Here is a 12660-nt window from a genome sequence, read left to right on the forward strand (position 1 = left end):
GTGCGCTGACCCGCCGCCTATTGATGTATTCATAATAAAGTCTTTGATGCGGAACGGCTCGTTTTCGATATTCCGCATCGAGGTCAAGGATTTACAGGAAGCTCACCTCAGTTGCCGGACAAAGCGCTCTTCAATTCGCTTGATCCTGTCGTCTAGAATTTTTCGAAGCATTCTGGGCCGTCGACCGCCAAGTTGGACCATCGGCCAGATGACGTATGGCCGAGGCTTGGTTAGGGTGCCGCACAATAAGCGTGAGATCGCGCAGCCTTGGAATCGAGTGGAGTCAGTGGAATGAGCGCGAGTGCGACCGTCGCCGAGGTCAAGCGCGACAAGCCATGGATCATCCGGACGTATGCCGGCCATTCCAACGCCAAGGAATCGAACGAACTCTATCGGGGCAATCTGGCCAAGGGGCAGACCGGACTGTCGGTCGCCTTCGATCTGCCGACGCAGACCGGCTACGATCCCGACCACGAATTGGCGCGCGGTGAGGTTGGCAAGGTCGGCGTCTCGATCGCACATCTCGGCGACATGCGGACTCTGTTCGATCAGATTCCGCTGCAGCAGATGAACACCTCGATGACGATCAACGCCACGGCACCGTGGCTGTTGTCGCTTTACCTCGCGGTCGCCGAGGAGCAGGGCGCGCCGCTCAGCGGCCTCCAAGGTACGACGCAGAACGACATCATCAAGGAATACCTGTCGCGCGGTACCTACGTGTTCCCGCCGGCCCCATCACTTCGCCTGACCAAGGACGTGATCCTGTTCACGACCAAGGAAGTGCCGAAGTGGAACCCGATGAACGTGTGTTCTTACCACCTGCAGGAGGCTGGGGCGACGCCGGTGCAGGAGCTCTCCTACGCGCTGGCCATCGCCATCGCGGTGCTCGACACGGTGCGCGACGACCCCGATTTCGACGAGGCGAGCTTCGCCGACGTGTTCAGCCGCATCTCCTTCTTCGTGAATGCCGGCATGCGGTTCGTCACCGAGATCTGCAAGATGCGGGCGTTCTCGGAGCTTTGGGACGAGATCGCCCAGGAGCGCTACGGCATCACCGATCCGAAGAAGCGCATCTTCCGCTACGGCGTCCAGGTGAACTCGCTCGGACTGACGGAACAGCAGCCCGAGAACAACGTCCACCGCATCCTGATCGAGATGCTGGCCGTCACCCTGTCGAAGCGCGCCCGCGCCCGTGCGGTGCAGCTCCCTGCCTGGAACGAGGCACTCGGCCTACCACGCCCCTGGGACCAGCAATGGTCCATGCGCATGCAGCAGATCCTCGCCTTCGAGACCGACCTCCTCGAGTACGAGGACATCTTCGACGGTTCGAAGGTCATCGACGCCAAGGTCGAAGCTCTGAAGGCGGAGACCCGCAAGGCCCTCGAAGAGATCGGCGGCATCGGCGGCGCGGTGGCGGCGGTCGAGACCGGGGCGCTGAAGCGCGCTCTCGTGGAATCCAACGCCAAGCGGATCTCGGCCATCGAGGCGGGCGATCAGGTTGTCGTCGGCGTCAACAAGTTCCAGGCCGGTGAGCCCTCGCCGCTCACTGCCGGGGAGGGCGCCATCTTCACGGTCTCCGAGACGGTGGAGATGGAAGCCGAGCAGCGCATCCGCGACTGGCGGGCCAAGCGCGACGGCAAGGCCGTGGAGAAGGCCCTCGACGAACTCGAAGCCGCCGCGCGCTCGGGCGCCAACATCATGCCGGTCTCGATCGCGGCGGCGAAGGCCGGCGTCACAACCGGCGAATGGGGCACGCGCCTGCGCCAGGTCTTCGGTGAATACCGAGCCCCCACCGGCGTCAGCCTCGAGACGATCTCCTCGGGTGCGGCCGAGGACGCCAAGCTCCTCATCGCCGATCTCGGGGAGCGCCTGGGCGAGACGCCCAAGCTCGTCGTCGGCAAGCCCGGTCTCGACGGCCATTCGAATGGCGCCGAGCAGATCGCGCTCCGCGCCCGCGACGTCGGATTCGACGTGACCTATGACGGCATCCGCCAGACCCCGGCCGAGATCGTGGCGAAAGCCAAGGAGACCGGCGCCCACGTGGTCGGACTGTCGATCCTGTCCGGCAGTCACGTACCGCTGGTGCGCGACGTAAAGGCGAAGATGCGGGAGGCGGGCCTCGACCACGTCCCCCTCGTCGTCGGCGGGATCATCTCGCCGGACGACGAACTCGTCCTCAAGAACATGGGCGTCACGGCGGTCTACACGCCGAAGGACTACATCCTCGACACGATCATGATCGGCATCGCCAAGGTGGTGGGCCGCGCCCTCGACAAGCGCGCTGCAGAGAAGGCGGATGCCGCGGCCGGCATCGGCGGATCCTCCGTCAGAGAGGGCGGCGAAAAGGTGTTCTGACGCGTCTACGTACCTTCCTCCCTCTTCGGGGGAAGGTGCCTATGCAACCGGTTCGGAGAGGCTGCCTCTCCGAAAGGTGCACTCTCCCCGCCAGCGGCAAAAACGGGTAGGCACTCCGCACGACCTCGCGACATCAGCGGACCCTCACAAGACAATGCCTTTCGCGCCGCTCGTCGCCGTACCGCTGGCCGCCTGCCTCAGCGCGGTCCTGATAGTGCTGCTCAAACCGATCCTTCAACGCTATGCGCTCGCCCGGCCGAACGCGCGGTCGAGCCACAGCGTGCCGACCCCCCAAGGGGCCGGCATCGCGATCGTCCTCGCCATCCTGGCGACCGGTGGGCTCCTGGCATCCCTGATGCAGCCTATGCCAGCGACGATGGAGGCGCTGGTCCTCGCTCATGCGACGGTGTTCCTCGCCATCGTGGGTGCTGTCGACGATATCAGGCCGATGCCGGCCACGCTGAGACTCGGTCTCCAGACGCTTGCGGTGACCGGCCTTGTCCTGTCGGTGGAGGGACGGCTCCTACCCGAGATTCCGCTCATTGCTGAGCGCTCCCTCGCTGTCCTGGCCGGAGTCTGGTTCGTGAATCTGACGAACTTCATGGACGGGCTCGACTGGATGACGGTCTCGGCCATGGTGCCGGTCTCGGCCGCGCTGATGCTCGCCGGACTCGGCGGGGAATTACCGCCGCTGCCGACCCTCGTGGCCGCGTCCCTCCTCGGTGCGCTGATCGGCTTTGCACCCTTCAATCGCCCGGTGGCCCGCCTTTTCCTGGGGGATGTCGGGTCCCTGCCGATCGGCCTTCTGGTGGCGTGGCTGCTCTACCGCCTCGGCCTTCAGCACGGTCTGGCGGCAGCAATCCTTCTTCCGCTCTACTACATCGCCGATTCCACGCTGACGCTGCTGCGCCGTGCGGCCAAGGGCGAGCCTGTCTGGAAGGCGCATCGCAGCCATTACTACCAGCGCGCGACCTCGAACGGCTTCACGGTGACGGAGGTGGTCGGGCGGGTCTTCGTCCTCAACACGGCGCTGGCGGTTCTGGCGGGCGCCACCTTGTTTTGGCCGTCCCGGCTTGTCACGCTCGCAGCACTTGCTGCAGGCGCGGCCCTGGTCGCCGCGACGCTGCGTCGGTTCTCGACCTTGCGAGAAGGAATCGCCGCTTGAGCGGAAACGTCATCGCGCTGACCGGTGCCACCGGCTTTATCGGCCGTCACCTGCTGCGCTCGCTCGCGAATCAGGGTTACCGGGTCCGGGTGCTGCTGCGACGCCCAGTGGAGTTGCCGCCCGGCGCCAGCGGCGCCGTGGTGGGCGACCTGAGCCGGCCCATGAACATGGCGGCGGCCCTTTCCGGCGTCGACGCCATCGTCCATTCGGCCGGCCTCGCCCATGCCATGTCCGGCACGCCGGAGGACGATTACCGCTCTTCGAACATCGAGGCGACGCGACGTCTCGCCGAAGCAGCGGCCAAGGCGCGGGTCGGGCGCTTCGTCTTCCTCTCCTCGATCAGGGCGCAGACCGGCATCAGCGCGGCCGGAACCGTCACCGAAGTCGATCATCCAAATCCCACCGATGCCTATGGCCGCTCGAAACTCGCCGCCGAGGAAGCCTTGGCCGAGATCGGGATCGACTGGGTCGCCCTGCGCCCTGTCCTCGTCTATGGCGCTGGGGTGAAGGGCAACATGGCCGCGCTCCTGCGGCTCGCGCGAACACCCTATCCCCTCCCACTCGCGAGCCTGACGGGGCGTCGGTCCCTGATTTCGGTGGAGAACTTGTCGGCAGCCATCCTCACGGTACTTCGTCACGAAGGACCGCTTGGCCGGGCACTAGTGGCGGCAGAGCCGGACGCCTTGACCTTGCCCGGCATGATCGCGGCCTTACGGGCCGGCCTCGACCGCCGCGCCGGTCTCGTACCCTGTCCGCCGAGCCTGTTCGGTCTCGCCTGCCGGATGACGGGTCGGCGTGAGATTTTCGAGCGCCTTTCCGGCGACCTCGTGGCGCACTCCAAGGGGCTGTCTGCGCTGGGTTGGTCCCCGCAATCGACCTCATCCCAGGGGCTTGCGGCCCTGGCCCGCATGGAGAGTGCAGCCTAGGCGGGGATGGTCATCGGCGCGGGTTGAGACGCGGGAACCGCTTTCGGCCGGTTGCGGTAATCCGGAATAGCGGTTTCGAACACCAGATCGGCGGCGGCCCTGTCATGATTGGCGACCGCCTGTTTCAGCGCGGCGATCCAGCCCTCCAGCACGGTACGGTCGGCGAAGACGGGCTTGGCCGCCATGACACCGTCGATCCCGTCGAGGGCGACACGGGGCTCCTCGCGGGCGAACAGGATCTCGTTCAAACGCTCCCCCGGCCGCGAGCCCGTGAAGACCACCTCGATGTCTTCGCCGGGCTCGAAACCAGCGAGCCGGATCATCCGCTCGGCGAGATCGAGAATGCGCACGGGCTGACCCATCTTCAAAACGTAGACTGCAGCCCGCTGGTCGGATTCGGGGGCGGTCAGAGACAGGCAGCGTCCCTCGCGGTCGCCATGCGAGGCTGCGGTCAGAACGAGGTCGGCGGCCTCGCGCACGGTCATGAAGTAGCGCACCATTTCCGAATCGGTGACCGTGACCGGGCCGCCTCGGGCGATCTGCGCCTTGAACACTGGCACCACCGAACCGACCGAGCCGAGCACGTTGCCGAACCGCACCGCGATCAAACGAGTCGGCTTGCCCTGCGACGCGGTCGCTTGCTCGGAATCGAGCGCCTGGGCCACCATCTCGGCGAAGCGCTTGGTGACGCCGAGTTGAGAGACGGGCTCGATCGCCTTGTCGGTGGAAATCATCACCATGGCGCGCGCACGAGCCGCTACCGTCGCATCCGCGACGTTGATGGAACCCAGGACGTTGGTCTTGATGCCCTCCGACCAGTCCCGCTCCAGATACGGCACCTGCTTCAGGGCTGCGGCGTGGAACACGTAATCCGGTCGGAAACCGGCAAAGACCTCGTGCAGACGTTCGCGGTCGCGAATATCGCAGAGTGCACCGGTGACATCGGCCGCTGCGATGGCGGGCTGGCTCAGGATGCCATGCAGGGCAGGCTCTGAATTCTCCACGACAAGGACGGATGCTGCGCCGAAGGCCACGGCCCGGGCGACGATCTCGGAGCCGATGGAACCCCCACCACCCGTGACGATGACGCGCGTCCCATTAAGGAAACGCTCGAGGCGCGGCCGGTCGATGGAGACAGTGGGTCGCAAGAGGAGATCCTCGATCTCCAGGGGCGCCAGTTCGGCATCGCGCATGCCCTCGCCGAGACTGGTGACCCGCGACAGCGGAAGGCCGAGTCGACGGGCGCGGGCAATCAGGTCGTCGGGCTCCGCCTCCGGTGTCAGGGCATTTGGAACGGCGACGAGGCGGCGTACCGGGGTACCCTCACTGGCTAGGTTAGCGACGACTCGCTCAAGGTCGGAGAAGGCCCCCAGGATGGGGACGCCGCGCATGATCTGGCCGGTCTCGTTTGCGCGTGGCGCAAGGATGCCCTTGGGGGACAGGCGCCGCACCGAGCCCGCTTCGATGGCGCGAAGCAGGAGTTCGATATCCCTGCCACGCCCGAGCAGCAGCGTCGGGGTCGTGGCGCTGCGAGCTTGGCTCTGCCGCGAACGCGTGTATTTCAGGTAGCGGAAGGCGAGCCGGGTGCCCCCCAACAGGAAGATCTGCAGCACCCAGTACAGGGCAATGGCGATCTTTCCGAAAAAGTAGAATCCATACATGTCCGCCGAAACGAGCACGTAGTCAACGACGAGGAGCGTGAGGGCGAGGACGCTCGCCGCCTTGACGATTCCGGCGAGGTCGGGGAGCGAGGCGAAGCGCCACTTTGTCCGGTAGAGCTTGAACCGACCGTAGACCAGCGCGGCGAAAGCCACGAACGGCGGCAGCAGAAGTGGAAGCGCGTCGAGGCGTTCGGCGAGCAACTCACCGTTGAAGCGGAAAACGAAGGTGAGTGTCACGGCTAGGACGGTCGCCACGCAATCGTGGACCACCATCACCGCTGTCTTGTAGATGCGCTGCTGCATGGGCTCCGGGCCGGGCGCGGTATCGGCGACGGAACGCCCCTCTGTCAACGCACCCCACGAACCACGGGGCTACACATCAGTTCAGATTGCGCACGGCACGCAGGACGGCATCGTCGGTTTCGTCGAGATCCGGTGCGTCGATGTGGCGGTACCAGGCTTGGATCAGGCCATACACGCCAAAGGCGAGATGCCCGGCGGCGACGATGCCAAGAAGGACGGAACCGTAGGGCTGAGCTCGCAAGGCGGAGAAAGCGCCTGCCAAACCCTTCACCTCCGAGGAGGCTTGGTACCACGCGGCGACCAGCACGAAGCCGCCGATGATCACGAACGCGACCCCGCGCGCAGCGTATCCGAACTGACCCAACGGCTTGACCCATCGGCAATGGGCCTCGTCGAGAGAGAGCCGGTCGGTGACATCGCCCTTCCCGGCCTTCACCAGGAAGGCGATTCCTCCGCCGATGATGCCCAGGCCGATGAGGCCGACCAGCCATGGGCCGAATGGCTTGGCCAGCAGCCACGAGGTCCAATCCTGCAATCCTCCGCCGCCGCTGGCGCGTCTGCCGAGGCCGAGGGCGAGACTGGCCGCCGTGATGCCGAGGCCGACAGCCACGATGCCGCTGCCGAAATGCGCCAGCCGAACGACGAGCCCCTTCGCCGAGGTGCCGTGCCGGTCGGCGTCGGTGACGGATTCGACGAACCTCCAGGCGGCGAAACAAAACAGTCCCAGCGCTATGAGCCCGACGAGGATGGCCCCGAACGGTCCGAGGAAGACCCACCGGATCGCACTCTCGCTATCGCCCGCCCGACCGCCCTGGCCCAGAGCGGCGAGCAGCGCCAGCCCGCCGACGATGCAATAGACGATGCCTCTCGCACCGAACCCCATGCGGGCGAGACGCTCGATCGTATTGCGGCCCATTCGCTTCACGAGGAGACTTTCACGATGACCTGTGGCGGAGACGAGCGGACGGACCGCGTTCCCTCCAACGCCGTTCGGGCTCGGACCGCTCCGGCATGGCCGTCATTTCTTTGCCGGCACGAGACCGGAGCCTCCTAGTCGCCGGCGCGTGTCGCCTTGCCGGCGAGCGCAACATAGAAGCCGAGGCCATCGCCGGCCGGAAGTGTCTGAAGTCGATCGACGATCCCCTTGCGCTTCGCGTCCAGCAACAGCCTGCCGACGGGCTGGAACAGGGTCTCTCCGCCGCCTTCCGGCGGGGGATCGAAGCGGATCGCCACGGTCTTGCCTTTGCCGAAGCGACTGCGCTCCAGCATGTCGTTCAAGGACGCTTCGGCCGTCGGACGGTTCGTCCCACGCAGGTCGAGAACGGATTCCGCATCGGTGACTCCCAGAGAACCGCGCAGCTTGTCGGCGTAGAAATCTTCAAAGTGGGGCAAGGGCGGGACCTGACGCGGCGAGGGCGATGGGAGGCTCAGAGGGGCAGTCCGGTATAGAGGGCGCCGACCGGCACGGCGCCACCGAGTTCGGGAAGGTAGAGGCTGTCGTCACGGTAAAGGGCCTCGACCGTCCAGCTCCCCGCCTCGGTCCGGCGCCAGGCCTCGACCCTGACCTCGTCCATCGCCGCGCTGAGCACGCCGAGGCCGGGAAGCGCGTTGCGGCCCCGGCGTTCCGCGAGCTCGTCGAGGCGTCGGATCAGGTTGGAAACGATGCGCTGGTGGCGCGCGGAAGGCGGCGACATCAGCAGGGCTATGCCGTCGATCAGTTCCCAGCGTTCCTCGTCGGGCCGGGGCTCGGCCCAGAGGCGGAACTCGGCGACGGTCATGCGGGTATCGCGGCGCGCGGCGACGGCCATGGCGGGGGCTCCCGATCGGATACGGGATGGTAGCATCCCGCCGAAACCCTGCAACATCCGTGCAGAGGAAGCCGCGATGCAGTCGTGCTCGGGCGGGATCTTGGGCTCCACAGCGCGGCCTGGGAAAAGACGTGGCGTTGAGTCCTCGCCCATCATGGTCTGGCCCTTGGCGCCAAGCAGAGGGCACGGAGCGCGGGGAGGACGATCCCGCGCTCCGTTCGTCCATTCAGCTCTGAACGAGGACGTTCCGGAACTGCCAGGGGTCGCTCTCGTCGATGTTCTCGGGGAACAGGCCGGGGCGCCCGCTCAGCGGGGTCCAGTCGGTGTACACGCCGACGACGGGACCGAGATACGGCATCTGGACTTCGAGGCAGCGACGGAAATCCATCTCGTCGGCCTCGACGATGCCGGCTTCGGGGTTCTCAAGCGCCCAGACCATGCCGGCGAGGACCGCCGATGTAACCTGAAGGCCGGTGGCGTTCTGATAGGGGGCGATGCGACGGGTCTCCTCGATGGAGAGCTGGGAGCCGAACCAATAGGCGTTCTTCTCGTGGCCATAGAGGAGCACGCCGAGTTCATCGATTCCATCGACGATCTCGTTCTCGTCGAGGATGTGGTGCTTCTCCTGCACTTCGGCAGCCTTGCCGAACATCTCGTGGAGCGAGAGCACCGCGTCGTTGCAGGGGTGGTAGGCGTAGTGACAGGTCGGGCGGTAGGCAGCGCGCTCGCCCTCCAGCACGGTGTAATAGTCGGAGATCGAAACCGCCTCGTTATGCGTCACGAGGAAGCCGAACTGGCTCTGGGCCGTCGGCGTCCACGACCGCACGCGGGTGTCGGCACCGGGCTGGAGAAGGTAGATCGCGCAGCGCGAGCCTTTCTCCTGATCACGGGCATTGTCCGGGCGCCAGGTCTCGTGGGTTCCCCAGCCGAGTTCGGCCGGCTGGTTGCCCTCGGAAACGAAGCCTTCCACCGACCAGGTGTTGACGAAGACGCCCATGGGCTTCGGGCCCTTGGCGCGCTGGGTGTCGCGCTCGGCGATATGAATGCCCTTGACGCCGACCTCGCGCATGAGGGCGGCCCACTGGTCACGGGTCTTCGGCTCGGGCGTGGTCAGGCCGAGATCGGACGCGACGTTGAGGAGCCCCTGCTTCACGAACCAGGAAACCATGCCTGGATTGGCGCCACAGCACGAGACGGCGGTGGTGCCACCGGGGTTCGCGGCGCGTGCGTCGAGGATGTCCTGGCGCAGGGCGTAGTTGGTGCGGTCGCCCTGGCCCTTGGACTTGTCGAAATAGAAGCCGGGCCAGGGCTCGGCGACGGTGTCGATGTAGAAGGCGCCGAGTTCACGGCACAATTCCATGATGGCGCGGGAATAGGTGTCCACGGACACGTTCACGCAGAAGCCCTGGCCGCCGCCCTCGGTGAGGAGGGGCGTGAGGATCTCGCGGTAATTGTCCTTGGTCAGCGCCACCTGCTCGAAGCGGAGGCCATGTTGATCGGCCAGGGCCTTATGCGCATCGGAGGGCTCGACGACGGTGAAGCGCGCCTTGTCGTACTCGAAATGACGCTCGATGAGCGGAAGGGTCCCGCGGCCGATCGAGCCGAAGCCGATCATCACGATGGGACCGCTGATGCGGCCGTGGACGGGCCAGGAGGTGGCGGCTTCGGTCATGCGGGCAATCCTTCTTCTCGGCCCCGCTCGAACTCACGAGCGAGGCACGTCCTTAGTCGGCGGAAATGACGGTCAGGCGACGGGCTAGTGGCCGGTTGATGGCGTGTGGTCAACCACATCGCCGGCTTCAGCTTCGTGGACCACGAGTGGTCCACGAGGGAAGATCATTAACATGAAGTTACGTCGACGCATGATTCAGACGCGGGTCGCCTTCCCGTTGGGCACCGTTGCGAATGATCCGCGACACGCCGATATTGCAATGCAACAAACACGACATCGACACACCTACGGGACGGGAAACGCCAGAACGCCACATCACGGAGTTCCGATGTTATCCTTGTTTATCGCCAATACCCCCGCGCCGGCCGAAGAGCCGATCGATCGCGATCCTGGCGTCATCACCCTCGCGGCAGCTCTGATCCGTGCCGTTCGCCGCCAGCACGATGCAGCCTTCCGCCGCCGCTGCGAGCAGGCGACGACCACGACTGCCGTCTAGCGCTCACGCCGCCTGTCGTCGTGAATCCAATCCCTCCGGACAGGCAGCCTCATCCAGGATGCCTGAAGCGGAGAGGATGCCGGTCGCGCCGTCGAGCGCGCCCCTGCGCAGGTTGACCCCGAGCAACCGCGTCCTTTCGAACGGGCCCGGCATGGACAACCCACTCATGAGATCACCGGAAAAACCGAAGCGGGCGTAATACGGCGCATCGCCGACGAGGACGATGGCGCCGTGACCGAGGGCGCGTGCCCTACCGATCGAGGCCCACATCAAAGTGCTGCCGAGGCCATGGCCCTGGAGCGATGGATCGACCGCGAGCGGCCCCAGAAGCAAGGCAGGCCGTCCACGTCCCGCTTCCACATGCCAGAGACGGACGGTGCCGACGATCCGGCCATTCAGTTCCGCGGTCAGTGACAATCCGTGAGCGGGAAGGCGCCCCTCGCGCAGCCGCTCGGACGTCTTGAGGAATCGCGCCGGGCCGAAGCAAGTATCGAGCAATTGCTCCCGAGCCGAAACATCGGTTGACCGTTCGTCACGAATCTCGATCAAGGCCGTGCCCTTTCCCAGTCCTGGCTGGTCAACCCATCTGACGTGACGGCGCGGATCCCGCACCAGTCACATGCGATGGAACCGTCCTCGCCCGCTGCCGGGCGGCGGTTAAGCCGCCCGAGCTCCGATTATATGGCGGTCAGATGACGTATTGCTGAAGGGGGGGGAAGCCGTTGAACGCCACCGCCGCGTAGGTGGTGGTGTAGGCTCCGGCCCCTTCGATCAGCACCTTGTCGCCGATGGAAAGCGAGACGGGGAGCGGGTAGGGCACCTTCTCGTAGAGGACATCGGCTGAATCACAGGTCGGTCCCGCGAGCACGCAGGGGGCCATGCGGTCCTCGTCATGCTCCGTCCGGATCGCGTAACGGATCGACTCGTCCATGGTTTCGGCCAGGCCGCCGAACTTTCCGATATCGAGATAGACCCAGCGGATCTCGTCCTCGGCATCGGACTTTTTCGAGACCAGGATCACCTCGGCTTCGATCATGCCGGCATTGCCGACCATGCCGCGACCGGGCTCGATGATCGTCTCCGGCAGCTGGTTGCCGAAATGCTTGGTGAGGGCGCGGAAGATCGCATCGCCGTAGGATTCCACGCCAGGCACCGCCTTCAGGTACTTGGTGGGGAAGCCGCCGCCGAGATTGACCATGGACAGGGTGATGCCGCGGTCGGCGCATTCACGGAAGATCGTGGAGGCGGAAGCGAGCGCCCCGTCCCAGGCTTCGGTGTTACCCTGCTGCGAACCCACATGGAACGACACGCCGTAAGCATGCAGACCCTGGCGGCAGGCATGCTCCAGAACATCGACGGCCATCTCCGGCACGCAGCCGAACTTGCGTGACAGGGGCCATTCGGCACCGGCACCGTCGCAGAGAATGCGGCAGAACACCTGCACCGAGCCGAGTTCGACCTCGGCGGCCTCGGCAGCACGGGCGATCTTCTCGACCTCGACCTGACAATCGACGGCGAACAGGCGAACGCCGAGCTTGAGCGCACGGGTGATGCAGCGCTCTTTCTTGATGGTGTTGCCGAATGAGATCCGGTCGGCGGTGGCACCGCTGGCCAGAGCCATCTCCACCTCGACCACAGAGGCCGTGTCGAAGCAGGAGCCCATCTCGGCAAGCAGACGCAAGACTTCCGGCGCCGGATTCGCCTTCACGGCATAGAAGACGCGGGTATCGGGCAGCGCGCGGGCGAAGGCGGTAAAGTTGTCGCGCACGACATCGAGGTCGAGCACCATCACCGGGCCTTCGTCCTGGCCCATGTCACGGCGAGCGCGCAGAAAATCACGGATACGATCGGTCATGGTCGTTCCAACCCACAGGTTCGCGAGCGCCCGTTCGCGGGGCGCGCTATCGAAATCTGGACGGCCATGAGCCGTCCGGCGTCTGGGGGCGACGCGACGCGATACGCGACGTGCTTTGGAGACACGTCGTCGACCGCGGGCGCATCAGCACCCGGAAGCTGCCGTGGATTGGAAGGGAGATCCCCACCGCACGCCGGGCAAAGAGAAACAAGCCTCTTCGGTGCCGGCCTTTGGAGGGCCGACGAGACCAAAAAAGCCCGTTCGTCGTTGCTTTAAGCTGCGTCCCCCGTGGAGAGCGGGGTTCGCCGGTTTCGCCTCCGGCTGCCGGTTGTTGTCGGGGTCCGGTGTTGCCACCTGGATGCCGGCCGGAGGGAATCCACCCTGTCGACCATCGATCCTTTAAGACCCCTGGCGGCTGT

The 12660-nt window shown here is 65.7% G+C and carries 11 protein-coding genes; 4 read left to right on the forward strand and 7 right to left on the reverse strand.

Annotated features, from left to right (window positions below; genetic code table 11):
- Nucleotides 1-291 precede the first annotated feature (291 nt).
- From ACYQML_RS12000 to ACYQML_RS12010, 3 genes are all read left to right on the forward strand, one after another.
- Nucleotides 292-2355 (forward strand): protein meaA, encoded by a 2064-nt coding sequence (locus ACYQML_RS12000; protein WP_311275369.1) that lies wholly within the window; start codon nucleotides 292-294, stop codon nucleotides 2353-2355.
- Between the two features lie 154 nt (nucleotides 2356-2509).
- Nucleotides 2510-3520: an MraY family glycosyltransferase gene (locus ACYQML_RS12005; protein WP_461235624.1), complete on the forward strand. Its 1011-nt coding sequence runs from the start codon at nucleotides 2510-2512 to the stop codon at nucleotides 3518-3520.
- Nucleotides 3517-4446 carry an NAD-dependent epimerase/dehydratase family protein gene (locus ACYQML_RS12010; protein ID WP_461235625.1) on the forward strand — a complete coding sequence of 310 codons (930 nt, stop codon included), beginning with the start codon at nucleotides 3517-3519 and terminating at the stop codon, nucleotides 4444-4446. The genes ACYQML_RS12005 and ACYQML_RS12010 overlap by 4 nt, the downstream gene beginning before the upstream one ends.
- Here the strand turns inward: ACYQML_RS12010 and ACYQML_RS12015 are convergent.
- The 5 genes from ACYQML_RS12015 to ACYQML_RS12035 all read right to left on the reverse strand — a co-directional run bounded on the left by ACYQML_RS12015 (nucleotide 4443) and on the right by ACYQML_RS12035 (nucleotide 9890).
- Nucleotides 4443-6410, reverse strand: coding sequence for an SDR family NAD(P)-dependent oxidoreductase (locus ACYQML_RS12015; protein ID WP_461235626.1), 1968 nt, complete (start codon nucleotides 6408-6410; stop codon nucleotides 4443-4445). The two genes, ACYQML_RS12010 and ACYQML_RS12015, sit on opposite strands and share 4 nt — an antisense overlap.
- A gap of 76 nt (nucleotides 6411-6486) precedes the next feature.
- Nucleotides 6487-7326, reverse strand: coding sequence for a DUF1206 domain-containing protein (locus ACYQML_RS12020; RefSeq protein ID WP_461235716.1), 840 nt, complete (start codon nucleotides 7324-7326; stop codon nucleotides 6487-6489).
- Nucleotides 7327-7460: 134 nt separating this feature from the next.
- Nucleotides 7461-7802 carry a hypothetical protein gene (locus tag ACYQML_RS12025; RefSeq protein ID WP_056429987.1) on the reverse strand — a complete coding sequence of 114 codons (342 nt, stop codon included), beginning with the start codon at nucleotides 7800-7802 and terminating at the stop codon, nucleotides 7461-7463.
- Between the two features lie 35 nt (nucleotides 7803-7837).
- A complete protein-coding gene (locus ACYQML_RS12030; RefSeq protein WP_461235627.1) occupies nucleotides 7838-8218 on the reverse strand; it encodes a Uma2 family endonuclease in 381 nt (126 codons plus the stop codon).
- 226 nt (nucleotides 8219-8444) lie between these two features.
- Nucleotides 8445-9890, reverse strand: a complete 1446-nt coding sequence (locus ACYQML_RS12035; RefSeq protein WP_207410731.1) for a homospermidine synthase — start codon at nucleotides 9888-9890, stop codon at nucleotides 8445-8447.
- Nucleotides 9891-10080: 190 nt separating this feature from the next.
- Here ACYQML_RS12035 and ACYQML_RS12040 point away from each other — a divergent pair, with 190 nt between their 5' ends.
- The gene (locus ACYQML_RS12040) at nucleotides 10081-10386 is read left to right on the forward strand and encodes a hypothetical protein (RefSeq protein WP_461235628.1); all 306 of its coding nucleotides are present in this window, start codon (nucleotides 10081-10083) and stop codon (nucleotides 10384-10386) included.
- Nucleotides 10387-10389: 3 nt separating this feature from the next.
- On the opposite strand, the gene ACYQML_RS12045 is transcribed toward ACYQML_RS12040, so the two are convergent.
- Together ACYQML_RS12045 and ACYQML_RS12050 are read right to left on the reverse strand one after the other, a co-directional pair.
- Nucleotides 10390-10935: a GNAT family N-acetyltransferase gene (locus ACYQML_RS12045; RefSeq protein ID WP_461235629.1), complete on the reverse strand. Its 546-nt coding sequence runs from the start codon at nucleotides 10933-10935 to the stop codon at nucleotides 10390-10392.
- A gap of 139 nt (nucleotides 10936-11074) precedes the next feature.
- Complete coding sequence (locus ACYQML_RS12050) at nucleotides 11075-12241, reverse strand: type III PLP-dependent enzyme (protein ID WP_311275361.1); 1167 nt, start codon at nucleotides 12239-12241, stop codon at nucleotides 11075-11077.
- Nucleotides 12242-12660 lie beyond the last annotated feature (419 nt).

It is taken from the genome of Methylobacterium sp. CM6244, assembly GCF_054817885.1.

Coding starts and splice junctions, on each gene's coding strand:
- ACYQML_RS12040 (WP_461235628.1), top strand. CDS start 10,081: ATGATTCAGACGCGGGTCGCCTTCCCGTTGGGCACCGTTGCGAATGAT.
- ACYQML_RS12000 (WP_311275369.1), top strand. CDS start 292: ATGAGCGCGAGTGCGACCGTCGCCGAGGTCAAGCGCGACAAGCCATGG.
- ACYQML_RS12005 (WP_461235624.1), top strand. CDS start 2,510: ATGCCTTTCGCGCCGCTCGTCGCCGTACCGCTGGCCGCCTGCCTCAGC.
- ACYQML_RS12015 (WP_461235626.1), bottom strand. CDS start 6,410: ATGCAGCAGCGCATCTACAAGACAGCGGTGATGGTGGTCCACGATTGC.
- ACYQML_RS12020 (WP_461235716.1), bottom strand. CDS start 7,326: ATGGGCCGCAATACGATCGAGCGTCTCGCCCGCATGGGGTTCGGTGCG.
- ACYQML_RS12030 (WP_461235627.1), bottom strand. CDS start 8,218: ATGGCCGTCGCCGCGCGCCGCGATACCCGCATGACCGTCGCCGAGTTC.
- ACYQML_RS12035 (WP_207410731.1), bottom strand. CDS start 9,890: ATGACCGAAGCCGCCACCTCCTGGCCCGTCCACGGCCGCATCAGCGGT.
- ACYQML_RS12050 (WP_311275361.1), bottom strand. CDS start 12,241: ATGACCGATCGTATCCGTGATTTTCTGCGCGCTCGCCGTGACATGGGC.